We start from the raw sequence: 23936 nt of genomic DNA on the forward strand, positions 1-23936 counted from the left end.
CCCAGGCCGCGATGCCCACCCGGTTACGGGCACCGAGCTTGCGCTGGATGCTGGCGAGGTGGTTCTTCACCGTCCCCGGCGAGATGAACAGCCCCACGCCGATCTCGGCGTTGGTTGCCCCGTCCGCCACCTGCTCGGCGATCTCCCGCTCCCGCGCGGTCAGTTCCTCCACCTGCACGGCTATCAGCGGCCCCGCCGCTACCGCGCCCGAGCCCCGCCCAGGCTTCGACTCCGGCTTCGGCCCCGGCTTTGCTCCGGGAAGCGCCATGTGCCGCAGGAGCCGTACGGTGACCTGCGGGCTGATCAACGCGTCCCCGGCCACCGCCGCCCGGATCGCCTCGATCAGCAGCACCGGACCCGAGCGCTTCAGCAGGAACCCGGCCGCACCGTGCCGCAGCGCCGTGTGCACGTACTCGTCCAGGTCGAAGGTGGTCACCACGATCACCTTGCACTGGCCGGACAGTTGCCGGGTGGCCTCCAGACCGTCGAGCTTCGGCATCCGGATGTCCGCGAGCACCACGTCCGGCCGAAGCCTCCGCGCCTCCGTCACCGCTGCGGCGCCGTCCGCCGCCTCGGCCACCACCGTCATGTCCGGCTGGGCGTCCAGGATCATCCGGAACGCGCTGCGGACGTCCGCCTGGTCGTCCGCGATCAGGATCCGAACCGGCCCCGTGCCACTGCTCATCCCTGTACCTCCCCCGTGCCGACCCGCGTCGGCCTCTGCGATCGTTCCGGCCCGGGGCGTTCCGGCCCGGGGCGCTGCGGTCCGGGGCGCTGCGGTCCGGGGCGCTGCGGTCCGACGGCGACCGCGTCCAGCGGCAGCACCGCCGTCACCCGCCAGCCCTCCCGCTCGTGCGGCCCGGCATGCAGTGAGCCGCCGAGGGCCTCCACCCGGGCCGCGAGCCCCGGGAGCCCGCTCCCGCCGCCCCGGCGCGGACGCCCGCCCGGGGCCGGTGCCCCGCCGTCGTCGGTCACGGTCAACTCCAGCCGCCCGCCGCTGCAACGGGCCCGGACCTCGACCGTCCGCGCCGCCGGGGCGTGCCGTCGGACGTTGGTCAGGGACTCGACCGCGATCCGGTGGACGGTGCCCTCCACCTCGCGCGGCACCGGCCCCTCCGGCAGCTCCAACCGGACTTCGGCACCGCCCGCAGCAGTGAACTGTTCGGCCACCTGAACGAGTTCGGCGAGACCAGGCTTCGGACTACGGTCGGCCGCCTCCTCGCTGCGCAGCAGCTGCACGGTCCGGTCCAGCGAGGCCAGGGCCCGCTGCCCGGCCTGCTCTATCCGCTCGAACAGCTCGGCAGCACGCGCCGGGTCGAGGGAGGCCAGGTACGCCCCCGCCTGGGCCTGAGCGACCATGCCGCTGACGTCGTGTGCCACGAAGTCGTGCAGGTCGTGGGCCAGTTCGAGCCGCTGGGCCCGCCTGGCCTCGGCCACCGCGCGGGCCCGGCCGTCGTCCAGGCCCCTCAGGTAGAGCCCGATCAGCACGGTCGGCAGGGACAGCATCGATCCGAACCCGAAGAGCGTGAGCGCGTCGACCGGCCCGTCGAACCGGGACGGCCAGAGCGCGACCGCTCCGCACGCCGTCCAGGCCGCCGCCGCGGCCCGGGGGCCGTCCTGGGTGCGCAGGCTGAGGACCGCCGCCAGCAGCAGGGCCGCCAGTTCGGCGAGACCGACCAGCCCGGTCCAGCGGTCCGCCTCCGTCCAGGGGCCGGTGAACCAGACGGCGACCGAGACCGCCACCGACACCGCGCCGAGCACGGTCGTCACGGCAGCCGACCCGCGGCGCCCGCGGACCATCCAGGCCGGCAGCAGCAGGGCCGGGACAACCAGCGACAGGATCTGAGTCATCGTCACCACCTCTCTTCGACTGTCGTCACATTACGACGCGGTCCGGGTGGTGCGCCTGTGCCGATCGGCATATTTCACAGGCGGGTTGAGCAGCAGGAACAGCCCGATCGGCACTGCCGTGGACCACCGGCGGGCGGCCACGCTTGAGCCATCGCACCGGCCGAGGGGCCGGACCGGAAGGGAGCCCGCCATGTCCAAGCTCATGATCAACGCCCGCACCACCGCCCACCGTCCCCGCGTGGCCGGTGCGTCCGGGGCGGTCGACGCAGCCGTCCCGGACGTCCCGGACGTCCCGGACGTCCCGGACGCACCGCGCTGGGCCCGGCTCGCCGCCAAGGCCGCGGTCCTGAGCACCGTCCCCTCGGGGGTGTGGCGGATCGTCTTCGGCTTCGGCGTCCCGGTCGGCTTCACCGGCGCCACGGCCGCGGCGTACGGCGAGCACCAGCCGGGTTGGGGCACCGTCTACTGCGTGGTGCTGAGTGCCCTGACCGAGGCGCTGGCCTTCCTGACCCTCGGACTGGTCCGGCCCTGGGGGCGGGTGGTTCCGCGGTGGATCCCGCTGATCGGCGGCCGGCGGGTCCAGCCGCTCGCCGCGATCGTCCCGGCGTTGCTGGGCTCGGTGGTGCTCACCGTCCTCGGGATGGAGGGGCTGTTCGGCCGCTGGGCCCAGAACCTGGCCGATCCGGATTCGCCGCGCGGTTTCGCCGCCCTGGTGATGACCGCCGCCTACGCGCCCCTGGTGGCCTGGGGCCCGCTGCTGGGCGCGGTCACCGTCGACTACGCCCGGCGGACGCTGTGGCGGCGCCGGTGACCACGGCGACGGATCACGCCGGGGTCGGCTCGCGCCTCTGCTCCCCGCTCCCCGCGCCCGCCTCTGCATCCACCCCGGCATCCACCTCGGCGCCTGTCCCGTCCTCGCCCCCGGCCGGGCGCGGCGCGGGGGCGGTACGACGACCCCACTCGGTCGCAACCAGCACCAGGGTTCCGCCGAGCAGGGCGAGCGGGCCCATCCGGTTCCCGGCCAGGGTGATGCCGAAGACGGCGGCCCACAACGGTTCGGTGCCGAGCAGCAGGCTCACCCGCGAGGGCGAGGTGGCCCGCACCGCCCACATCTGGACGAAGAAGGCGAACAGTGTGCAGAACAAGGACAGATGCAGCAGCCAGGCCCACTGGCCGGCCCCGTACGAGCGGGCGACGGTCCACGGCGCCGGCCCCGCGGACAGTGCGACGACGGCGAACACCCCGGTGGCCGTCGCGAGCTGGACCCAGGTCACCGCGAGCATGTCGGTGTCGCGGAGGGCCCGGGTGCGGGCCATGGCGAGGACGTACGCGGAGCGGACGAGGGCGGCGCCCAACACCAGCAGGTCACCGAGCGAGGGAGCACGCAGCCCGCCGTCGCCGGTGAGCAGGGCGACACCGAGGACGGCCAGTCCCGCGGCCGCCAGGAAGGCCCGGGGTGGCGCGGTCCGGCCGAGGGCGCTCTCGCCGAGCGGGGTGAGCACCATCGCGAGGCTGATGATCAGCCCGGCGTTGGTCGCGGAGGTGTGCACGGCGCCGTAGGTCTCCAGCAGGAAGATCCCGCTGAGCACCAGTCCCAACGCGGCGCCGCCGAGCCACTCGGCGCGGCTCAGCCTCCGCAGGGCCCGCCAGGCGACCACTCCGAGCAGCGGCAGCACCAGCCCGAAGCGCAGAACGAGCATCGCCACGACCGTCCCCGGCTCGGCCACCCGCTGGACGGCGAGGAAGCTCGACCCCCACACCACCGCCACCAGCAGTACCGGAAGATCACGAAGGGCCGACGAGGACGAGCCCTTGGACGGCGAGCCCTTGGACAGGGAGGCAGGCATGGCGAGGATCCCTCCGAGCGAACGGAACCGACGGGCGCGAGGACCGTACGGCGTCGGACGGACCCGGGAGCCGGGCGGAAGGCCCGGCGACGAACGGGGCACAGCGTGGAGCGAGGGGGCGCCATCTTCGCGCACCGGACGGCGGATGATCAATGCCGTCCCGGACACCGGATGGTCCGCATGGCCCGGCCGGCCCGCCCTGCCTGCACCGCCCGCGCGTCACCCTCGGTACGCCCAACGCTTCCACTGCGCCCGCCTCACCCCGCACGCCCGGCCTCCGCCGGGCGCCGATCCCCGGACGGCCGCCCCGCGCGGAACATCCTCACCGTCAGGCGTCGAGCAGGCCGTTCGCCGCAGCGATCGCCTCGATGTCGGCCGGAGTTCCGGACATGATGACGCGGACGTGCTCGGTGACGAGTTCGACCGGCCAGTCCCACCAGGCGGCGCGGAGCAGGCGTTCGATGTCGGCGTCGTCGAAACGTCGTCGGATCGGCCGGGCCGGGTTGCCACCGACGATGGTGTAGGGCTCGACGTCGGCGGTGACCACCGCACCGGCCGCGACGATCGCGCCGTCACCGATCCGGACGCCGGGCAGGACGGTGGCCCCGAGACCGAACCAGACATCGTTGCCGACCACGGTGTCGCCCCGGGTGAGCAGGCCCGTGACGATGTCGAGGGTCCGCTCGGTCCAGCTGCCGCCGAACATCGTGAACGGGAAGGTGGAAACGCCGACGTCCGGGTGGGCGGCACCGGCCATCAGGAAACTGGTCCCGGTGGCAATCGCACAGTACTTGCCGATCACCAGCCGCTCGGGGCCGTACGCGTAGAGGACGTTGCGCTCCTCGAAGCGGGTGGCGTCGTCGGGGTCGTCGAAGTAGGTGTACTCGCCGACCTCGATCCGTGGGTCGGTGACGAGCGATCGCAGCAGCACGACCCTGTCGTGTCCGGCGAGCGGGTGGAGCACGGTCGAATCGGGGGCGGTGGCGGCAGTGGTCACACAGGCTCCTCTCGTAATGCGACTGAAGTCGCATTACGATGAGCATGGCACGATCACCACCCCACAGCAAGCACTAATGCGACTGGAGTCGACTTTGTCTGGAGCAAACCACCCCGAGCAACCGCCCCACACCCCCACCCCGCGCCCGGGCGGCCGCAGCGCACGGGTCCGGGCGGAGGTTGTCGCGGCCACGCTCGCCGAGGTCACCGCCACGGGGTACGACGGCCTCACCGTCGAGGCGGTCGCCACCCGCTCCGGCGTCCACAAGGCGACCCTCTACCGGAGGTGGTGCGGCGTGGACGGCCTGGTCGCCGACGCCCTGACCGCCTCCGCCGACCAGCCCTGGCCCCTGCCCGACACCGGGGACCTGCAGCAGGACCTCCGCCGAATCACCCACGAGGTGTTCAGCGTCTTCACCGACCCCGAGCTGGGCCCCACACCGACCGCGCTGATCTCCGCCGCCCAGCGGTCCGACGCAGGCGCGACCGCCCTGCGCGCCTTCTTCGCGACCCGCCACCGGCAGGCCGCCGAGGTAGCCGAACGAGCTGTCGCACGCGGCGAGTTGCCCGCCGGAACGGACGGCGCCGAGGTGGTCCGCGCCGCCACCGCCCCGCTCTACTACCGCCTGTTCGTCTCCGGCGAGCCGCTGGACGCCCGCTCCGCCGAGCGGGCCGCCGACGCCGCCACCCTGGCCGCCCGCGCCGGGCTCTTCACCCCCGCCGAGGACGCCACCGCCACCCCGACCGCTCCGGAGGCAGGACCGGCAACATAGGCGCAACGCCGGCAAAGCCTGCAACACCGGCACCATCCGCAACGCCGACATCGCCGATCTCGCCGACATCACCGACACACCGACACACCGACCACGACGAAGCCGAAGCCGAAGCCGAAAGCCCCGATCAACTCCCCCGCCCCGCAGCTCGCCTGATTGCTCATCACAGTATCGGGACCCGGGGAGCCACGGCCGCCCCGCCCCCTACCGCATCCCCTCACGGCCGTGGATGATTCCTCCATGACAATCCAGCCGTCCACCACCCCCCGGAAGGCCCGTCACGTGAAGCGCACGCACTGGGCGCTGGTCGCCGCCGCCACCGTCCTCCCGCTCGTGGCGAGCACCGGCACCGCCGTCGCGGACACCTCCGCCGCCGCAGCCTCCGGCACCACCGCCGCCTGCACCTACACACCGGCCGTACCGGCCGACAACTTCAAGGGGATCCCGGTCTTCGACGCCAAGAAGGCGGCCCAGCCCTACCGTGCGACGCTGCGGACCAGCCAGGGCGCGATCACCTTCGAGGCACTGACCGACAAGGCGCCCTGCACCACCTTCTCGTTCCGCTTCCTCGCCGAGCACGACTACTTCGACCGCAGCCACTGCCACCGCCTCACCACCCAGCGGATCTACGTCCTGCAGTGCGGCGACCCGACCGGGACGGGCAGCGGCGGGCCCGGCTACTCCTTCCCGGACGAGAACCTGACCGGCGCCACCTACCCGGCCGGCACCGTGGCCATGGCCAACGCCGGCCCGAACACCAACGGCAGCCAGTTCTTCTTCGTCTGGAAGGACACCAAGCTCTCCCCCGCCTACACCCCGTTCGGCCGGGTCACGGCGGGCCTGGACGTCCTGCAGAAGATCGCCGCCGGCGGCGAGGACGACCAGAACAACCCAGGCGACGGCTTCCCCAACCTCCCGGTAAACATCCGCAACGTGAAGATCAGCACCCGCTGACCGACCGGACCGGGCCACCCGGCCCCTCGGCCCGCCCAAACCACCCGAACCGTCCGAACCACCCGAACCGCCCGAACCACCCGAACTGCCGGCCGCGCCGCTCCCGTACGGTGGCAACACCAACCACACCGCAGGGAGCAGCGCCGCATGGACAGCCGGATCTGGGAGAGCGTCGACCACCTGGTCGCATGGCTGGACGAGCAGAGCGCGCAGTCGCCCCGGGAGGAGCTCCTGCTGCGGATCCTCAAGCTCTCCGAGGAGGTCGGCGAGGTCGGCGCCGCCGTGATCGGCGCCACCGGTCAGAACCCGCGCAAGGGGGTGACCCACAGCTGGGAGGACGTCCAGCACGAGCTCTGCGACGTCGTCTTCTCCGCCTTGGTCGCGCTGCGGACGCTCACGCCCGACGCGGCCCGGGTCTTCGCCGACCGGCTGGCCTACGTCGAACAGCGCTCCGCCGCCTCCCGGCGCCCGATCGACACGGCCCCGGAGGCGGCGGAGGAGCAGCCCACTGGTTCCCGGGCCGAGCCCGCGGATTCCCGGGAGCAGACCGGAGAGCAGGCCTGCGGGCAGGCCCGCGAGCCGGCCGGGGAGCCGGCCCCGGGCTCGGCGGGCTCGCCGGACTAGGCGTTCGGCGCGACCCGGGCGAGCCCGTTGATGACGCGGTCCATCGCGTCGCCGCCCTGCGGGTCGGTCAGGTTGGCGAGCAGCTTGAGGGTGAAGCGCATCAGCATCGGGTGGGTGAGGCCGCGCTGGGTGGCGATCTGCATCACCTTCGGGTTGCCGATGAGCTTCACGAAGGCGCGGCCCAGCGTGTAGTAACCGCCGTACACGTCCTTGAGGATGCGCGGGTAGGCCTGGAGGGCGCGCTCCCGGCCGCCGTCGGTGACCCGGGCGAGGGCCTGCACGATGACCCCGGCGGCGATCTGGCCGGATTCCATCGCGTAGGCGATGCCTTCGCCGTTGAACGGGTTGACCATGCCGCCCGCGTCGCCGACGAGCAGCAGGCCGCGGGTGTAGTGCGGCTGTCGGTTGAAGGCCATCGGCAGCGCGGCACCGCGGATCGGCTCGGTCATGTTCTCGGGGGTGTAGCCCCACTCCTGCGGCATGCTCGCGCACCAGGCCTTGAGCACCTCGCGCCAGTCCAGCTCACCGAAGGCCGGCGAGGAGTTGAGGATGCCGAGGCCCACGTTGGAGGTGCCGTCGCCCATGCCGAAGACCCAGCCGTAGCCGGGCAGCAGCTTGCGCTCGCTGCCGCGGGTGTCCCACAGCTCCAGCCAGGACTCCAGGTAGTCGTCGTCGTGGCGGGGCGAGGTGAAGTAGGTGCGGTAGGCGACGCCCATCGGGCGGTCCTCGCGCCGGTGCAGGCCCATGGCGAGCGAGAGCCGGGTCGAGTTGCCGTCGGCGGCGACCACCAGCGGGGCGCGGAAGGTGACCGGTCGCTTCTCGTCGCCGAGCTTGGCGGTGACGCCGACGATCCGCCCGGTGCGCTCGTCCAGGACCGGCCCGCTGACGTTGCAGCGCTCGTAGAGCCGCGCACCGGCCTTCTCGGCCTGACGGGCCAGCAGCTCGTCGAAGTCGGCGCGCTTGCGGACCAGGCCGTAGTCCGGGAAGGAGGACAGCTCGGGCCAGTCCAGCTCCAGCCGGACGCCGCCGCCGATGATGCGCAGGCCCTTGTTGTGCAGCCAGCCGTTCTCGGTGGAGACGTCGATGCCCATGTCCACCAGTTGCTTGGTGGCGCGCGGGGTGAGGCCGTCGCCGCAGACCTTCTCCCGCGGGAAGGCGGTCTTCTCCAGCAGCAGCACGTCCAGCCCGGCCTGGGCCAGGTAGTACGCGGTGGTCGATCCGGCCGGGCCCGCGCCGACCACGATGACGTCGGCCGTGCTCTCCACCGGGCTGTCCGGCTTCGTCAGATCGGCTGCGGTCTCGGACACGTGGACACACTCCTGGAGCTGCGGCGGGGGACGGCGGCTTTTGTCTCCGGCAGTCTAGTTCCGCTCACGCCGCCGGAAGCGCCCGCGCCCCCGCCGCATCCGCCGCCGCTGCCTCCGAAGCCTGACGGTCCGACCGCCCGACCGCCCGGCAGGTCGACCGCCCCACCGCCCGACAGCCCGACCGCCCGACAGCCCAAGCACCAGCCCGCCCGTGGCCGTAGCGACTACGCGAGCTTGTAGGCCCGGTGCAGCGCGACGATCCCGCCGGTCAGGTTCCGCCAGGCGACCTTCGACCAGCCGCTCTCCTGCAGCTTGGCGGCCAGCCCCGCCTGGTCCGGCCAGACCCGGATGGACTCGGCGAGGTAGACGTACGCCTCCGGGTTGCTGCTGACGGCCGTGGCGACCGGCGGCAGCGCGCGCATCAGGTACTCGGTGTAGACCGTCCGGAACGGCGTCCAGGTCGGCGTGGAGAACTCGCAGATCACCAGCTTGCCGCCGGGCTTGGTGACCCGCACCATCTCGCGCAGCGCCGCGTCGGTGTCCTGGACGTTGCGCAGTGCGAAGGAGATCGTCACCGAGTCGAAGGTGTCGTCCGCGAACGGCAGCCGGGTGGCGTCCCCGGCGGTGAGTGCCAGCTCGGGGTGGCGGGCCTTGCCCTCGCTGAGCATGCCGACCGAGAAGTCGCACGGGACGACCTGGGCCCCGGCTTCGACGAAGGGCAGCGAGGAGGTGCCGGTGCCGGCCCCGAGGTCGAGCACGAGGTCCCCCGGTCCGGCGGCCACCGCCTCGGCCACCGCCCGCCGCCAGGCACGGGCCTGGCCGAGGGAGAGCACGTCGTTGGTGCGGTCGTACTTGGCCGCGACGTCGTCGAACATGGCGGCGACTTCGTGCGGCTGCTTGTCCAGAGAGGCTCGGGTCACGCCCCCATTGTTCACCCTCGCACGGACACCCCGACCAACGGGGCGCACCCACGGGCCGCGCCGACCGGTCCCCCGCCCGACGCAGCGCGCCACCGGGCTCACCACCGGGCTCACTACCAGGCTCACCGCCGGGCGCACCGCGGGGCCGTACCGTGCGACGCACCAGGAGGCTCGCCGACGGGCTCCGGCGCCCGCTCGGCAGCGTCCACCCACCGGGGCGGCGCCCTCAGTGCTGCCCGCGCCGCCCGCCCGCGCGCCGCTTCCGGCGGGAGCGCTTGCCGTGCGTGATCGCGGGCATCCCGTCCGCCAGTGCCTCCGTCGCGAGCGCGAGGTTCGCGGCCAGCCGCCCCTGTCCGGCGCGGATCGCGACGGCCTTCCGGTGCCGCCAGATGCGCAGCACGCAGACCGCGAAGAGCGCCACGGCGACCGGCACGCTGAACCGGGCCAGGCCCACGCCGACCGGCTGCGGGTAGGTGTCGCCGCAGATCCGCACCGCGCCCGCGTCGTCGGCCGCGTGCTCCAGGCAGATCGAGTCACCGAGCTTGGTGCCGTCCGCGAGCGGCAGCGCGGCCGCGGTGTGCGACTGTCCGCCCACCCGGTAACTGACGGCGCTGTAGGTGCCGCCACCGGTGGGGAGCTGGGTGACGACGCCCTCGACTCTCACCGGGTGCGCCTCGATCCGGTCGGCCTGGTCGGCCTGACGCCAACCGAGCAGGCACATGCCGACGGCCAGCACGGCGCTGAGCACGGCGGCGAGGTACCAACCACGGCCCATCCGCGGGGCGCGCGGCGGGGGAACGATCGCGGTTCGCATGGTTCCTGTCCTGGCTTGCCTTCGGGACCGGGGACGCGGCCCCGCCGCCCGCGGGCACGGGCAGTGGTGTGGTGAGGGTACGGAGTGAGCTGTCCGGGATCGTATCCGCTGGCGGGCCCTCAGGTCACGGCGGAGGGACAATCACCCGCGGTCACCGGCCTGGGAGTTCGAGTGCATACGAAGGAAGTCCCGTGCACTGCAAGGGAGTCGGCCTACTGACGAGTACGTCACACTGGCGCTGCCGATCCCGGTCCGCCCTGCGCCGGTCCTGCACCGATCCTCCGCCGATCCGCACAGGTCCCGCTCAGCGCCGGCGGTACACCAACCGCCCGCCCAGCACCGTGGCCAGGCAGCCGCCCGCCACCGGCTCGGCGCGACCGTCCCCCACGGCCGCGAACACCGCGAAGTCGGCCCGGCCGCCGACCGCCACCCGCCCGTGCACGGCCTGCGCGAACGGCAACACGGCCAGCGGGTCCAACGGCCCCGCACCCTCGTCCCCTGACAAGCCCGAAGGTCCCGAGACCCCCGCCGAGCCCGAGACCCCCGCCAGCCCCGACCGCGCCACCGCCGTCCGCACCGATGCCCGCTCGAACGGCCCGGCCACCGCCGTCACCCCGAACCCGAGCATCCGCTGCAGCCCGCGCCGCGCACTCGCCCCGCACCGCGTCTCGTCCGTGGATCCGGCGAGCCCGTCCGCCACCGGCTCGACGCCGATCTCCTCCCGCGGATCCGGGTGGTACGCCCGCTCCAACAGCCAGTGCCCGTAGGGGTTGCGCAGCCCGGGCGCGAGCACCGCCGAGCCCCAGTCCCGCACTCGCGCGCCCGGGTGCGCCGCCGCCAGCTCCGCGTACGGGCCGACCGCCTCGACGTGGTCGCCACGCACCACCACCGCCCCGTCCGGGAAGGACGGGGCGGTCGGATCGGCCGGGTCGGGCAGCACGAGGGCGGCCCGGTGCAGGGTCAGCACGGTGCGGGGAGGGGCCTCAGTTGTCCAGGATCTTCAGCTCGGGGTGCGCGGTGCCGCCCTCGATCGCCGTGGAGGCGATGTGCGAGGCGACCCGCGGGTCGACCGGGTCGTCGGCCGGGTCCTCCAGCACCCGCAGGTGCTCGTACGTGGTGGAGCGCTGCGCCGGGACGCGGTCGGCGGCCCGGATCAGGTGGATCAGCTCGGTGAGGTTGGAGCGGTGCTTGGCACCGGCCGCCGAGACGACGTTCTCCTCCAGCATGACCGAGCCGAGGTCGTCCGCGCCGTAGTGCAGCGACAACTGGCCCGCCTCCTTGCCGGTGGTGAGCCAGGAGCCCTGGATGTGGGCGACGTTGTCGAGGAACAGGCGGGCGATGGCGATCATCCGCAGGTACTCGAAGACGGTGGCCTGGGTCGACCCCTTCAGGTGGTTGTTCTGCGGCTGGTAGGTGTACGGGATGAAGGCCCGGAAGCCGCCGGTGCGGTCCTGCACGTCGCGGATCATCCGCAGGTGCTCGATCCGCTCGGCGTTGGTCTCGCCGGTGCCCATCAGCATGGTGGAGGTGGACTCCACGCCGAGGCCGTGCGCGACCTCCATGATCTCCAGCCAGCGCTCGCCGGACTCCTTCAGCGGGGCGATCGCCTTGCGCGGGCGCTCCGGCAGCAGCTCGGCGCCGGCACCGGCGAAGGAGTCCAGGCCCGCCTTGTGGATCCGGGTGATCGCCTCGCCGATGGAGACGCCCGAGATCCGGGACATGTGCTCGACCTCGGAGGCGCCCAGCGAGTGGATCACCAGCTGCGGGAAGTCGGCCTTGATCGCCGAGAACGCGCGCTCGTAGTACTCCACGCCGTAGTCCGGGTGGTGGCCGCCCTGGAACATGATCTGGGTACCGCCCAGCTCGACCGTCTCGGCGCAGCGGCGCAGGATCTCGTCGAGCTCGCGGGACCAGCCCTTGTCGCTCTTCGGCGGCACGTAGAAGGCGCAGAACTTGCACGCCGTCACACAGACGTTGGTGTAGTTGATGTTCCGCTCGATGATGTACGTCGCGATGTGCTCGGTACCGGCGTAGCGGCGGCGGCGCACCGCGTCGGCGGCGGAGCCGAGCGCGTGCAGCGGCGCGGAGCGGTAGAGCTCCAGCGCCTCCTCCGGAGTGATCCGGCCGCCGGCGGCGGCCCGGTCGAGCACGGCCTGCAGGTCGGTGCTGGACGCATCGAGGGTGGTCGCTGCGAGCTCGGTCACCTGGCGGCCTTCTCTCTCTCAAGTGCTACTCGGGTACGGCCGAACCAGCCTACGCCAGGCCTTTCGGGCACCCTCAGCCCGCCGCCCCGTTCACCCTGCGCATCGTCCCGGCCGGGTTCCCGGCCGGCGGATCCGCGGAGGTGAACCGGATCGTCCCGTCGGACTGCAGGGTGAGCGTTTCGGCGTTGGCACCGCCGGTGCAGGCGCCGGGGAGCGAGGAGCGGACCAACCGGGACCGGAACACCAGCCGGGTGTCGGAGACGGAGGTGAGCGTCCAGCTGCCCTCACAGCTGATCGGGATCAGTCCGGTGACGGCGTTGCGGCTGGTGGTGGTCTCCTGGCCGATCGCCGCCGGGCGGACGGTGAGCGTGGTGGTGCCGCCGGGCAGGCCCTTGTCGGTGACCATGTCCCCGCTCCAGGTGCCCAGGAACGCGGCCGGCACCGCGTTCGGCCCGCCCGTCGGGGACACCGCGCCGGTCGAGGGTGCCGCGGGCGTCGAGGGGTTCGAGGCCGTGGCGGAGGCGGACGGAGCCGCCGACGGGGAGTCCGTCCCGCCCTTGGTGGTGGACGGGACCGGGTCCGTGGACGGCACCGGCGGCGGCCCTGCGGCCGGGGCCGCCGGATCGTGCCGGTGCGACCACTCGTACAGCCCGTACCCCGCGCCCCCGAGCACCGCGGCCGCCAGCACCGCCACCGTCGCGAGCCGGGCCGGGCGGCGCCACCACGGCGCGTCGGGCGTACCCGGCGCCTCACGCGCCTCCGGCCCCGTTCCCGGTCCCGACCCCGCGTCAGCCCCCGCCCCCACCCCCACCTCTGGCGGCCGGTGCCCCTTCGGCACGTAGGTCGGCGTCGCCACCGCCTCGGCCCCGGCCGATGCCCCGGCCCATGCCTCCGACTCGCCCTCGAGGTCCAGCAGTTCCACCGCGCTGCGCCCCACCCCCGCAGCCAGCGCCGGCGGCAGGAAGCCCCACAGTCGGGCGGCGCCCTGCCCGTCCGGATCCAGCCGGGCGGCGAGGTGCTGCGGGGTGGGCCGGGCGGCCGGGTCCTTGGCCAGGCAGTCGACGACGACCGCCCGCAGCCGCTCGGGCAGCCCGGCCACGTCTGGCTCCTCGTGCAGCACCCGGTAGAGCAGGACGGCCGCGCTGACCCCTTCCCCGAAGGGGTGCACTCCGGTGGCGGCGAAGGCCAGCACGGCGCCGAGCGCGAAGACGTCCCCGGCCGGCCCGACGGGCTGCCCGGCCGCCTGTTCGGGTGACATGAAGCCCGGCGAACCGACCACATGACCCGAACGGGTGAAGCCACCGGTCGCGTCCAGTGCCCTGGCGATGCCGAAGTCGATCAGCCGCGGCCCGTCCAGGGTCAGCAGCACGTTGGACGGTTTGACGTCGCGGTGCACCAGGTCGAGCCCGTGCACGTGGGCGAGCGCCCCGGCGAGCCCGACGCCGAGGGCGCGGACGGCCGGTTCGGGCAGCGGCCCGTACTGCTGGACGGCCGCGGCGAGCGAGGGCCCCGCCACGTAGCCGGTGGCGACCCAGGGCCGCTCACCCTCGGTGTCGGCGTCCAGGACGGGCGCGGTCCAGGTGCCGCCGACCCGCCGGGCGGCGGCCACCTCGTGCCGGAACCGGGCGCGGAACTCGGCGTCGTCCGCCAGCTCCGGGCGCACCACCTTCACGGCGACGGTGCGCCCGCCGGCCGTCCGGCCGAGGTAGACCCTGCCCATCCCGCCCGAGCCGAGCCGTCGAAGCAGCCGGTAGGCGCCCACCTGACGCGGGTCGTCCGACCCCAGTGCCCGCATGGCCCCGCACGCTCCCCTCGCACCGGCACGCGCGGCACCCGGGCGGGTTGCCCGGCCGCGTGCACCGCTTCCGGAACGCCTCCAGCGGGGCCACCCGCCGGACGCGCCTCGGGGCAGACCGTACCGGGCCGGGCCGACCCGGTTCAGCCCACCGACGCGATCAGCGCGAAGGGTTCACGGACCGACCGGCAGTTCGGCCGGTTCCAGCAGCCGCACGGCCACGTCCGGCGCGAAGCCGCTGTCGTGCGCGACCCGCCGGGCGAACTCGGCGACCCCGGCCAGCTGCCGCTCGCCGAGCGAGAAGTCGAGCGCCTCGCTGAAGTACCGCTCCAGCACGTCCGCCCCGAAGGCCTCCCAGCGGGCGACCTGCTCGGCGACCTTGGCGGCCTCGACCAGCGACAGGTCGCGGGACTCCAGGAAGGCCCGGTGCACGGCCGCGGTCAGCTCCGGGCAGCGCTCGGCGAACTCGCGGCGCACCGCCCAGACCGCAAAGACGAACGGCAGGCCGGTCCACTCCTTCCACATCTCGCCGAGGTCGTGGACGGTCAGCCCGAGGTCGGCGGCCTGCCCGAGGTAGGCGCGCAGCGCCGGGTCGCCGATCAGGACGGCGGCATCGGCCTCGGCGAGCATCGCGCTGAGGTCCGGGGGGCAGCTGAAGTAGTCCGGGCGCACGCCCTCGCGCTCCTCCAGGAGCAACCGGGCGAGCCGGACCGAGGTGCGGCTGGTGGAGCCGAGGGCGACCCGGCGGCCGTCGAGGTCGGCGAGCGGCACCTTGCTCACGATCAGGCAGGACATCACCGGTCCGTCGCTGCCGACCGCGATGTCGGGCAGGACGAGCAGGTCGTCGGCGTTGCGCAGGTACTCCACGCAGGTGATCGGACCGATGTCCAGGGCCCCCTCGACGAGCCGGTCGCTCAGCTTCTCCGGGGTGTCCTTGGTGAGGTCCAGATCGAGCAGATTGCCGGTCCTGGCGAGCCCCCAGTAGAGGGGGACGCAGTTCAGGAACTGAATATGGCCGACCCTGGGCCTGAGCGGGGGGTTCTCTCCGGCCGGGGTGTTCTGGGGCTCCCGCGTTTGCGCGTCCGGTGTTTGTGCGTCCGGTGCTGCCACTGCGCCGCTCCCTTGCTGTTCGTGCGCCTCCCCGCAGCGTATGCCCGCCGTTCACGACGGCTCGCACCGGCCACCCGACACGCCCTCACACGTCCCCAACACCCCTTTCCGCGCCCGCTCCCGGCCTTACGACACGCGCCTTCCGCGCCGCGAGCGACCTCTGGTCGTCACAGCGGCCGCATGCTAGCGTTGCCCTCAGTTGCAGTTTGATTCCCCTTGCAGTACTTGAAGCCTGCGGAGCATGTAACCGCGGGCTTTTTGTAGTTTTTCAGCAATATCGAAAAACTTCGGACTCGTCCGGAGGCAGGGCGATCAGCGCAGCGGACCGGGGGCCACACGGTGTGGTCCCCGACACGCCTCGCAAGGAGAACGGCATGGCCACGGGAACCGTCAAGTGGTTCAACGCTGAGAAGGGCTTCGGCTTCATCGCCCAGGAGGGCGGCGGCCCGGACGTCTTCGTTCACTACTCCGCCATCAACGCGAACGGCTTCCGTTCGCTGGAGGAGAACCAGGCGGTCACCTTCGACGTCACCCAGGGCCCGAAGGGTCCGCAGGCGGAGAACGTCACCGCAGTCTGACCATCCTCTGATGATCTGATCGCTCGGGACCCCGACGGGTCCACCGGCGGCTCCCGACAGCCGTCACCATGAGCACAAGAGCAGTACCCAAGGGGGCCCGCCTGCCGGCGGGCCCCCTGCCTTTTCGAGCGGAGCTCGAACGGGAGCGGAGAAACGCGGAAGGGCCCTCCCCCGTCACCGGGGAGAAGGCCCTTCCGCGTCGGTCGACTCCGGGTCGGCACCGGGTCGACGTCGCCGGGGGATCAGGCGGCGGCAGGGCTCGCGACGGCACCCGCGGGGGCGCCCGCCGGGGCGTCCTCGTCGTACAGGTCACCCGAGGGGTTGTTGTACGCGGCCACGTCGAGGATCTTCTCCCGCGCGGCGACCACGACCGGCACCAGGACCTGACCGGCGACGTTGGTCGCGGTGCGCATCATGTCCAGGATCGGGTCGATGGCGAGCAGCAGGCCGACGCCCTCCAGCGGCAGGCCCAGGGTGGACAGGGTGAGCGTCAGCATGACGATCGCACCGGTGAGGCCCGCCGTGGCGGCCGAGCCGACCACCGAGACGAAGGCGATCAGGACGTAGTCCTTGATGCCGAGCTCGATGTTGTAGACCTGGGCGACGAAGATCGCGGCGATCGCCGGGTAGATCGCGGCGCAGCCGTCCATCTTGGTGGTGGCGCCGAACGGAACCGAGAAGGACGCGTACTCGCTGGGGACGCCGAGGCGCTCGGTGACGCGGCGGGTGACCGGCAGGGTGCCGACCGAGGAGCGCGAGACGAAGGCCAACTGGATCGCGGGCCAGGCGCCCTTGAAGAAGTGCAGCGGGTTGAGGCCGGCGGCGAAGCGCAGCAGCAGCGAGTAGACGACGAACAGGACCAGCGCGCAGCCGACGTAGATGTCGAGGGTCAGCGTGGCGAAGGGCTTGAGCAGGTCCCAGCCGTACTTGGCGACGGACTTGCCGATCAGGCCGAGGGTGCCGAGCGGGGACAGCCGGATGACCCACCACAGCGCGGTCTGGGTCAGCTCCAGTACGGACTCGTTGAGCTTGAGGACCGGCTCGGCCTTGGCGCCGAGCTTGATGATCGCCGCGCCGACCACGACCGCCATGAAGACGATCTGCAGCACGTTCACCTTGGCGAAGGCGTCGACGATGTTGGTCGGGAAGATCCCGGTCAGGAAGTCGATCCAGGTGCCCTTGGAGTCGAGCGCCTTGAGGCCCTCGGTCTTCAGGTTGGTGCCCCGGCCGGGGTTGGTCAGCAGGCCCAGGCCCAGGCCGATGCCGACCGCGATCAGCGAGGTGACCATGAACCAGAGCAGCGTGCGGGTGGCCAGCCGGGCCGCGTTGGTGACGTTGCGCAGGTTGGCGACGCTCACCACGATCGCGGTGAACACCAGCGGCGGCACGGCCAGCTTGAGCAGCTGGACGAAGATCTTGCCGATGGTCTCCAGGGTGGTGGCCAGCCAGGAGATGTCGGCGGCGCGGGCCAGGTAGCCGAGGCCGACGCCGAGCACCAGGCCGGCGACGATCTGCACCCAGAACGGTGTCTTGCGGATACGGGCGAGCACGGACGGCGACGAGGTCGCCTCGGGCGCTGTGGACATGGGGGTGCGACTCCGGGGGAGGGCGTGGCTGAACGGTGAGGTGTGGGGCGGAGCGGGCGGCACGGCGCGGGGCCGGACGGAAGGGGTCGGGGCCCCGGTCAGGGGCGTGCCGCCGACGTACAGCTCAGGGCAGTACAGCGCATGGCGCGACAACGGCGCGGGCTGTCCACAGCACCGGTCAGAGCGCACGGGCGGGCGGCGTCGGGCAGGAGGCCCGGGCCGTGCGTCCGCAGTGCGTCTGAGGCTGTCATGGCCGATACGTTAGCAGTAAAGGTTTGAGATGTTCAAAGTACTTGTTTGAGATCGTCCGAAACCCCACCTTGCCCCGCACCTCAGGTCCGGACACGAACGACGCTGACGCCCCATCAGGCCGAACCGACGGTCCGATTGACCGACGAGTGGTTATACGTATAACTTTGACGGCGTCCCCACCCCCGCCTGCCCCGGAGAAGACGCCGATGGGCTACCTCGCCCTGCTCCGCGCCCCCCACGTGACCCGCCTGCTCCTCGGCACCCTGCTCGGCCGCCTGCCCGCCGGCATGACCGCCCTGGTGATCGCCCTCGCCCTGCGCGAGGCCGGCGCGCCGTACGGGCGGATCGGGCTGGCCACCGCCGCGTACGCGATCTCGGCGGCCGTCGGCGGGCCGGTGCTCGGCCGAATCGTGGACCGCACCGGGCAACCGCGCGTCCTGCTCGCCTCGGCCGTGGTGGCCGGCGGCGGATACGCGCTGCTCGCCCTGGCCCCCGGCTCGGCGCTCGCCGCGCCGGTCGGCGCCGCGATCGCCGGCCTCGCCATGCCCCCGCTGGAGCCCTGCCTGCGCTCGCTCTGGCCGGACGTCGTCGAGGAGGAGCAGCTCGACACCGCCTACGCCTTCGACTCCGCCTCCCAGCAGATCCTCTACGTCGCCGGGCCGCTGGCCGTCGCCGGGATCGCCGGCCTGTTCAGCCCGGTCGTCGCGCTCTGGGTGGCCGCCGGGCTGGGCCTGGCCGGCGCGCTGATCGTGGCCACCACCGCGCCGGCCAGGGCCTGGCGCGCCCCGGTCCGCGAGCACTCCGCCGGACTCCTCGGACCGCTGCGCTCCCCCGGCCTGGTGCTGCTGCTGGTCGGGCTGGCCGGCGCCGGCTGGACCGTCGGCGCGCAGAACGTGCTGTTCATCGCCTACGCCGAACGCCACGCCGGGGCGCTGCCGGGCGGCGCGGGCACCCTGCTGGCGCTGGCCGCGCTCGGCGGACTGATCGGCGCGCTTGCCTACGGCGCGGTCAAGTGGCGGCAGACCACCGCCACCCGCACCTGGGTGATGGCGCTCGTGATGGCCGCCAGCTACCTGCCGCTGATCGCCCTGCCCGGGCCGTACCCGATGGCCGCGCTGGCGTTCCTCTCCGGGATCATGCTGGCGCCCCTGCTCGCGGCGGCGTTCGTGCTGGTCGCCGAGCTGGCGCCGACCGGCACCGTCACCGAGGCCTTCGCCTGGCTGGTCACCCTGTTCGCCACCGGCAACTCGCTCGGCTACGCCGTCTCCGGCGGCCTCGCCGAGAGCTCGCTGCGGTCGGTCGCGCTGTGCGCGGCGGGCGGGATCGCGCTCGGCGGGCTGCTGCTGTTCGGCTCCCGGCGCTGGTTCCACCCGGCGGCGGTCGTGCCGGGCGCGGCCCGGCCCGTCCCGGTGGGCTGAGCCCACCCCCACGAACGACTGCGCCCACCGGTGGTCTGGCCGGTGGGCGCAGTCTTGTCCCCGGGCCCGAACGGGTCCCCCTCGTGAACTGCACGCCACTGCCGAGCTCGTCGGCAACCGCACACGGCGGGACAGGACCGACCGGTCATCACCCGCCCCGGGCACCGGTCGACGGAGCGGCCCTCCCGGACCGGGACGCTAGGCCGAGGCCGTGGAGGCCCGCAGCACCAGCGAGGTCGCCAGCGGCGCCACCGGCTCCACCCGCTCCCCGCGCAGCAGGCCCGCCAGGGCGGCGGCGCCCGCCCGGCCCAGTTCCTCGCCGGGCAGGTCGACGGTGGTCAGCGGCGGGGCGAGCAGCGCGGCCACCGGGACGTTGTCCATCCCGACCACCGACAGGTCCTCCGGCACCCGCAGCCCCAGCTCGGCGGCGGCCTGGTAGACCCCGGAGGCGACCACGTCGTCGTCGCAGATCACCGCGCGCGGCCGGTCCGCCCGCGCCAGCAGCCGGTCCGCCACGGTCCGCGCGGCCCGGTGCCCCTCGTTCAGGCTCACGCCCAACTCCACGACGTCCAGGCCGAGTTCAAGCACCGCCCGTTCGAAGGCGGCCTGCCGCACCCGGAAGGTGTACGCGGAGTGGGTGGAGCGCAGCCGGCCGATCCGGCGGTGGCCGAGGGCGGCCAGGTGCTCGACGGCGGCGCGCATCCCGCCGGCCACGTCGAGCTCGACGGTCGGGCGGGTACGGTCGGTGCCCGGGTCGGCGTCCAGGAAGACGGCGGGGGTGTCGGCGGGCAGCTCACCGAGCTGGCTGTCGTCCGGGGAGCAGATCAGCAGGCCGTCGAAGCGCCCGGCGGTGGCGGCCTCGGCGAGGGTGGCGCTGCCCCAGCCGGAACTCACCACGACGGCCAGGCCGTTGCGGCCGGCCTCCTGGTGGACGCCGTCCAGCACCCGGCCGAAGAACGGGCCCTGGAGGTTCGGCACGGCGAGCAGGATCATCCCGCTGCGGCCCAGCCGCAGCTGTCGGCCGGCCGCCTGCGGGCGGTAGCCGAGGCTGCGGGCGACCTCCCGGACCCGCTGCCGGGTGGCCTCGGAGACCCGACGGCCGGCCTCGGAACCGGAGAAGACCAGCGACACGGTGGCCTGGGAGACCCCGGCGAGCCGGGCCACGTCCCGCCCGGTGGGCCGGCGCACGGGGGCCGGCCAGGTCCCGAGCTCGCTCTCGGCGGCCGACGAGCCGGACGGCTGCCCGGACTGCTCGGACTGCCCGGACTGCGCGGACCTCGGCTCGGTCGGCCGGCCGGGCGGCGGCTCGGCCGGTGACTCGGACGGCACGGAATCCGGGGTGGCGGGCACGGCGGCTGCGGCGGCGGCTCGGCGGTCGGAAGGTGGGGCCCGGGGTCAGCTCTGCCCGGCGGTCGCCGCGCGGGCGGCGTCGTCGGCGGCGTCCTCCTCGGCGTTCTGCGCGGCGATCCGCTCGGCGGTGCGGCTGCGCATCCCGGAGACCTTGCCGCTGATCTGGGCGGACATCTCGTCACGCTGCTTGCTCAGCAGTGCGTAGCTGAGCGGCGCGGAGGCGACCGCGGCCAGCAGGAACAGGAAGATCACGCCTGCGTCGCCGCTGACCGGAATGATCTGGAAGTGCCCGAGCAGCAGGGCCACCAGCAGGCAGCCGAGGAAGATGCTGACCCGCATGGAGGTGTAGCGGAGCGTGGCGTGCGACTTCTCAGGGCCGTTGCTGCTCACTGGAACACATCCTTCTCGTTGCGCGGGGCGGGCCGGCGTGGCGGCCGGCGGGGTCGGGGCGGGTCCCCCAGTCAAGCATGCCTGACGGCCGGCGCGGCCGGGGCCCCTCCTGCCCGGAGTCGGGGCGAGGAGGGCGGGCCACCCGCCCCTACCGTCCGCCTCCATCGGTGTGCCGGGATCAGCGCAGATCGAGCCACATCGTGATGTCGTCGCGGTCGTCCCCGGGAGCGACCCGGATCGCCGCCGGCACCCGGCCGACCTCGCGGTAACCGCTGCGGGCGTAGAAGTGCTCCAGCCCCAGGCCGCCGCGCGCGGTGAGCCGCAGTGACTGCAGGCCCCACTCCCTGGCGACCCGTTCGGCCTCGGCGAGCAGCTCGGCGCCGTGGCCGCGGCCCTGACTGTCGGGGTGCACCATGACCCGCTTGAGCATCCGCCAGTGCTCCATCGGGCCGAAGCGCATCGACTCGAAGAACAGCACCCCCACCAGCCGGCCGGTGTCGGCGTCGTGCGCGGCCAGCAGCCGGTCCGGGCCGTCCGGCCCGACCCCGTCGAACTGGCGGTCGGCGGTGTCCCACACCTCGTCCTCGGTGACCGGGGCCACGAAGCCGACCGCGCCCCCGGCGTTGGACACGTCGGTCCAGAGGCGGACGATCTCCGTCCGCAGGTCGGGGTCGAGCTTCGGGTCCAGCGTGAAGGTGAGCGCCATGGAGCGGAGCCTAGACCTCGGCGGTGACAACCTTCCCGCCGGCACCGGCAGCACCACCAGCACCTGCACCAGCAGCACCCGTCGTACCCGGCCGGTCGGTCCGCCCGGTGCGCAGCGCCAGGCAGAGCCCGACCGCGACCGCGCACAGCCCGCCGGCGCCGTACCAGGTCAGGTCGTAGTTGCCGAGCGCGTCGCGGGCCAGGCCCGCCAGCCCGGCGACGACGGCCGCGCCGATCTGGTGGCTGGCCAGGACCCAGCCGAAGACGATCGGGGCGTCCTCGCCGAAGTGCCGGCGGCACAGCGCGACGGTCGGCGGCACGGTGGCGACCCAGTCCAGGCCGTAGAAGACCACGAAGGCGAGGATCGGCGGGTGCAGCGAGCCGGCCAGCAGCTGCGGCAGCAGGAGCAGGGACAGACCGCGCAGCCCGTAGTAGACCGTCAGCAGCACCCGGGAGTCGAGCCGGTCGGTGAGCCAGCCGCTGAAGACGGTGCCGATCACGTCGAAGACGCCGATCAGGGCGAGCAGGCCGGCCGCGGTGGTGACCGGCATGCCGTGGTCGTGCGCGGCCGGGATGAAGTGGGTGCCGACCAGGCCGGCGGTGGTGGCGCCGCAGATCGCGAAGGAACCGGCCAGCAGCCAGAAGGCCCGGGTGCGGGCGGCGGTGCGCAGCACCCGCAGCGAGCGGGCCAGCGCGCGGGTGTCACCGACGGGCGGGGTCGGCGGTGCCTCGGTGGCGCCGTACGGGAGCAGGCCGACGTCGGCGGGCCGCTCGCGCATCAGCAGCAGGACCGGGACGGCGACGGCGCTGGCGGCGAGCGAGACCACGACCACCGCCGAGCGCCAGCCGTGCTGTTCGACCAGCCAGGCGCCGACCGGCAGGAAGACCAGGTTCCCGGCCGCGCCGGCGGCGGTCAGCACGCCGGTGACCAGGCCCTGGCGGGCCCGGAACCAGCGACCGGTGATGGTGGTGGCGAAGGCGCCGGCCATCGAGCCGCTGCCGAGGCCGACCAGCACGCCCCAGCAGAGCACCAGTTGCCAGGGCTCGCGCATCAGCATGGTGAGCCCGGAGCCGACCGAGATGGTCAGCAGCGCGCAGACCACCACGAGGCGCACCCCGAACCGGTCCATCAGGGCGGCGGCGAACGGGGCGGTGAGGCCGTAGAGGGTCAGGTTGACGGAGGTGGCACTGGAGATGGTCCCGAGCGACCAGCCGAACTCGTTGTGCAGGGCGTCCATCATCAGGCTCGGCGTGGAGCGGAACCCGGCCGAACCGAGCAGGACGAGCAGGGAGACGCCGGCCACCACCCAGGCGTAGTGCACCCGGGGGCGCCGGGCCGGCGCGGTCCGCGCGGAGCCGGTCGGATCGGAGCCGGTCGGTCCGGGGACGGTCGGCTGCGGGACGGTCGGCTGCGGGACGGTCGGTCCGGGGGTGGTCGGTTCGGGGCCGGGCGTGGGGGCGAGGGCGCTGCGTTCGGTCACGCGACGAGTGTTCCGGGCCGCCGCGACCCGGACGAGTGGCCTGAATGACAGCTTTCGCAAGAATCGGGCCACGACTCGCGTACGCTGGCCCCGACCGGCCGACACCCGAGGGGACCTCATGGCGCACCTGGTCGCGGTACTCGCCCTGGAGGGCGTGATCGCCTTCGAACTCGGCATCCCGGCCCGCATCTTCGGCGGCGCCCAGGACCCGGCCGGACGGCCCTTCTACGAGGTGGCCACCTGCACCCTGGACGGGCGGCCGGTCGCCACCAGCACCGACTTCCGGGTCGCCGTCGACCACGGTCCCGAACTCCTGGAACGCGCCGACACGGTGGTGATCCCGGCCTCCGCCGACTCCAGCCCGGCGGTCGCCGACGCCTGTTTCACCCCCGCGCTGGCCGCCGCGCTGGCCCGGATCCGGCCCGGCACCCGGCTGATGTCGATCTGCACCGGCTCCTTCATCCTGGCCGCCGCCGGACTACTGAACGGCCGCCCGGCCACCACCCACTGGCGCTACACCGAGCGCTTCGCCCAGCTGTTCCCCGAGGTGCGGCTCGACCCGGACGTGCTCTACACCGACGACGGCGACATCCTCACCTCCGGCGGGGTCGCCGCCGGGGTGGACCTCTGCCTGCACGTGGTGCGCCGCGACCACGGCAGCGCGGTGGCCAACGCGGTGGCCCGCAGCTGCCTGGTGCCGCCGTGGCGCGAGGGTGGCCAGAAGCAGTACGTGGAGGCCCCGAGCCCGGTGGACGCCGGCGGCCACGGCACCACCGCGGTGCGCGCCTGGGCGCTGGAACACCTGGACCAGCCGCTCACGCTGCGCCTCCTCGCCGACCGGGCGGGCATGAGCGTACGGACCTTCACCCGGCGGTTCCGCGAGGAGACCGGCGCCAGCCCCGGCCAGTGGATCACCACCCAGCGCACCGAGCGCGCCCGTCAGCTGCTGGAACGCACCGATCTGACGATCGACCAGGTCGC

At 73.5% G+C, this 23936-nt stretch carries 23 protein-coding genes; 7 read left to right on the top strand and 16 right to left on the bottom strand.

Going from position 1 to position 23936, the window contains the following annotated elements:
- Positions 1–685: response regulator (locus ABTY56_RS37055; protein ID WP_350634107.1), on the bottom strand; the 685-nt coding region annotated here is incomplete at its 3' end.
- Positions 682–1851, bottom strand: a complete 1170-nt coding sequence (locus tag ABTY56_RS37060) for a sensor histidine kinase (RefSeq protein WP_350634108.1) — start codon at positions 1849–1851, stop codon at positions 682–684. The genes ABTY56_RS37060 and ABTY56_RS37055, both read right to left, overlap by 4 nt.
- A gap of 190 nt (positions 1852–2041) precedes the next feature.
- On the opposite strand from ABTY56_RS37060, the gene ABTY56_RS37065 reads away from it, so the two are divergent.
- Positions 2042–2662, top strand: coding sequence for a hypothetical protein (locus tag ABTY56_RS37065; protein ID WP_350634109.1), 621 nt, complete (start codon positions 2042–2044; stop codon positions 2660–2662).
- A 13-nt stretch (positions 2663–2675) separates the two neighbouring features.
- On the opposite strand, the gene ABTY56_RS37070 is transcribed toward ABTY56_RS37065, so the two are convergent.
- Complete coding sequence (locus ABTY56_RS37070; RefSeq protein WP_350634110.1) at positions 2676–3698, bottom strand: DMT family transporter; 1023 nt, start codon at positions 3696–3698, stop codon at positions 2676–2678.
- Positions 3699–4026: 328 nt separating this feature from the next.
- A complete protein-coding gene (locus ABTY56_RS37075) occupies positions 4027–4695 on the bottom strand; it encodes a CatB-related O-acetyltransferase (protein WP_350634111.1) in 669 nt (222 codons plus the stop codon).
- Positions 4696–4789: 94 nt separating this feature from the next.
- On the opposite strand from ABTY56_RS37075, the gene ABTY56_RS37080 reads away from it, so the two are divergent.
- From ABTY56_RS37080 to ABTY56_RS38955, 3 genes are all read left to right on the top strand, one after another.
- Positions 4790–5467 (top strand): TetR/AcrR family transcriptional regulator, encoded by a 678-nt coding sequence (locus tag ABTY56_RS37080; protein ID WP_350634112.1) that lies wholly within the window; start codon positions 4790–4792, stop codon positions 5465–5467.
- Positions 5468–5707: 240 nt separating this feature from the next.
- Positions 5708–6421, top strand: a complete 714-nt coding sequence (locus ABTY56_RS37085; RefSeq protein ID WP_350634113.1) for a peptidylprolyl isomerase — start codon at positions 5708–5710, stop codon at positions 6419–6421.
- 147 nt (positions 6422–6568) lie between these two features.
- Positions 6569–7045, top strand: coding sequence for a MazG-like family protein (locus ABTY56_RS38955; protein ID WP_502893266.1), 477 nt, complete (start codon positions 6569–6571; stop codon positions 7043–7045).
- Here the strand turns inward: ABTY56_RS38955 and ABTY56_RS37095 are convergent.
- The 7 genes from ABTY56_RS37095 to ABTY56_RS37125 form a co-directional block, all read right to left on the bottom strand.
- The gene (locus tag ABTY56_RS37095) at positions 7042–8352 is read right to left on the bottom strand and encodes a geranylgeranyl reductase family protein (RefSeq protein WP_350634114.1); all 1311 of its coding nucleotides are present in this window, start codon (positions 8350–8352) and stop codon (positions 7042–7044) included. The genes ABTY56_RS38955 and ABTY56_RS37095 overlap by 4 nt on opposite strands.
- 224 nt (positions 8353–8576) lie before the next feature.
- On the bottom strand, positions 8577–9272 hold the full coding sequence (locus ABTY56_RS37100; protein WP_350634115.1) for a demethylmenaquinone methyltransferase: 696 nt from the start codon (positions 9270–9272) through the stop codon (positions 8577–8579).
- A gap of 226 nt (positions 9273–9498) precedes the next feature.
- Positions 9499–10086, bottom strand: coding sequence for a hypothetical protein (locus ABTY56_RS37105; RefSeq protein WP_350634116.1), 588 nt, complete (start codon positions 10084–10086; stop codon positions 9499–9501).
- 304 nt (positions 10087–10390) lie between these two features.
- The gene (locus ABTY56_RS37110; RefSeq protein WP_350634117.1) at positions 10391–11053 is read right to left on the bottom strand and encodes an amidohydrolase family protein; all 663 of its coding nucleotides are present in this window, start codon (positions 11051–11053) and stop codon (positions 10391–10393) included.
- A 16-nt stretch (positions 11054–11069) separates the two neighbouring features.
- The gene (mqnC, locus tag ABTY56_RS37115) at positions 11070–12290 is read right to left on the bottom strand and encodes a cyclic dehypoxanthinyl futalosine synthase (protein ID WP_350634118.1); all 1221 of its coding nucleotides are present in this window, start codon (positions 12288–12290) and stop codon (positions 11070–11072) included.
- A gap of 73 nt (positions 12291–12363) precedes the next feature.
- Positions 12364–14085, bottom strand: a complete 1722-nt coding sequence (locus ABTY56_RS37120) for a serine/threonine-protein kinase (protein ID WP_350634119.1) — start codon at positions 14083–14085, stop codon at positions 12364–12366.
- Between the two features lie 174 nt (positions 14086–14259).
- Positions 14260–15195, bottom strand: coding sequence for a menaquinone biosynthetic enzyme MqnA/MqnD family protein (locus ABTY56_RS37125; RefSeq protein WP_502893267.1), 936 nt, complete (start codon positions 15193–15195; stop codon positions 14260–14262).
- A gap of 374 nt (positions 15196–15569) precedes the next feature.
- Here ABTY56_RS37125 and ABTY56_RS37130 point away from each other — a divergent pair, with 374 nt between their 5' ends.
- Positions 15570–15773, top strand: a complete 204-nt coding sequence (locus ABTY56_RS37130; RefSeq protein ID WP_045692393.1) for a cold-shock protein — start codon at positions 15570–15572, stop codon at positions 15771–15773.
- Positions 15774–16015: 242 nt separating this feature from the next.
- Here ABTY56_RS37130 and ABTY56_RS37135 read toward each other — a convergent pair whose 3' ends face one another.
- Positions 16016–17359 (bottom strand): dicarboxylate/amino acid:cation symporter, encoded by a 1344-nt coding sequence (locus ABTY56_RS37135; protein ID WP_350634120.1) that lies wholly within the window; start codon positions 17357–17359, stop codon positions 16016–16018.
- Positions 17360–17817: 458 nt separating this feature from the next.
- Here ABTY56_RS37135 and ABTY56_RS37140 point away from each other — a divergent pair, with 458 nt between their 5' ends.
- Positions 17818–19029, top strand: coding sequence for an MFS transporter (locus ABTY56_RS37140; protein WP_350634121.1), 1212 nt, complete (start codon positions 17818–17820; stop codon positions 19027–19029).
- Positions 19030–19227: 198 nt separating this feature from the next.
- Here ABTY56_RS37140 and ABTY56_RS37145 read toward each other — a convergent pair whose 3' ends face one another.
- The 4 genes from ABTY56_RS37145 to ABTY56_RS37160 form a co-directional block, all read right to left on the bottom strand.
- Positions 19228–20358 (bottom strand): LacI family DNA-binding transcriptional regulator, encoded by a 1131-nt coding sequence (locus ABTY56_RS37145; protein ID WP_350634122.1) that lies wholly within the window; start codon positions 20356–20358, stop codon positions 19228–19230.
- Between the two features lie 66 nt (positions 20359–20424).
- On the bottom strand, positions 20425–20769 hold the full coding sequence (locus ABTY56_RS37150; protein ID WP_350634123.1) for a DUF4229 domain-containing protein: 345 nt from the start codon (positions 20767–20769) through the stop codon (positions 20425–20427).
- Between the two features lie 178 nt (positions 20770–20947).
- Entirely contained in the window at positions 20948–21475 is a 528-nt protein-coding gene (locus ABTY56_RS37155) for a GNAT family N-acetyltransferase (protein WP_350634124.1), read from the bottom strand.
- A 10-nt stretch (positions 21476–21485) separates the two neighbouring features.
- A complete protein-coding gene (locus tag ABTY56_RS37160; protein WP_502893268.1) occupies positions 21486–22955 on the bottom strand; it encodes an MFS transporter in 1470 nt (489 codons plus the stop codon).
- A 118-nt stretch (positions 22956–23073) separates the two neighbouring features.
- On the opposite strand from ABTY56_RS37160, the gene ABTY56_RS37165 reads away from it, so the two are divergent.
- The coding region (locus ABTY56_RS37165; protein ID WP_350634125.1) for a GlxA family transcriptional regulator at positions 23074–23936 on the top strand (863 nt) is incomplete at its 3' end.

Source organism: Kitasatospora sp. NPDC097691 (assembly GCF_040302665.1).
Classification (GTDB): Bacteria; Actinomycetota; Actinomycetes; order Streptomycetales; family Streptomycetaceae; genus Kitasatospora.

Coding starts and splice junctions, on each gene's coding strand:
- ABTY56_RS38955 (WP_502893266.1), top strand. CDS start 6,569: ATGGACAGCCGGATCTGGGAGAGCGTCGACCACCTGGTCGCATGGCTG.
- ABTY56_RS37130 (WP_045692393.1), top strand. CDS start 15,570: ATGGCCACGGGAACCGTCAAGTGGTTCAACGCTGAGAAGGGCTTCGGC.
- ABTY56_RS37120 (WP_350634119.1), bottom strand. CDS start 14,085: ATGCGGGCACTGGGGTCGGACGACCCGCGTCAGGTGGGCGCCTACCGG.
- ABTY56_RS37140 (WP_350634121.1), top strand. CDS start 17,818: ATGGGCTACCTCGCCCTGCTCCGCGCCCCCCACGTGACCCGCCTGCTC.
- ABTY56_RS37135 (WP_350634120.1), bottom strand. CDS start 17,359: ATGTCCACAGCGCCCGAGGCGACCTCGTCGCCGTCCGTGCTCGCCCGT.
- ABTY56_RS37155 (WP_350634124.1), bottom strand. CDS start 21,475: ATGGCGCTCACCTTCACGCTGGACCCGAAGCTCGACCCCGACCTGCGG.
- ABTY56_RS37065 (WP_350634109.1), top strand. CDS start 2,042: ATGTCCAAGCTCATGATCAACGCCCGCACCACCGCCCACCGTCCCCGC.
- ABTY56_RS37060 (WP_350634108.1), bottom strand. CDS start 1,851: ATGACTCAGATCCTGTCGCTGGTTGTCCCGGCCCTGCTGCTGCCGGCC.
- ABTY56_RS37070 (WP_350634110.1), bottom strand. CDS start 3,698: ATGCCTGCCTCCCTGTCCAAGGGCTCGCCGTCCAAGGGCTCGTCCTCG.
- ABTY56_RS37085 (WP_350634113.1), top strand. CDS start 5,708: ATGACAATCCAGCCGTCCACCACCCCCCGGAAGGCCCGTCACGTGAAG.
- ABTY56_RS37105 (WP_350634116.1), bottom strand. CDS start 10,086: ATGCGAACCGCGATCGTTCCCCCGCCGCGCGCCCCGCGGATGGGCCGT.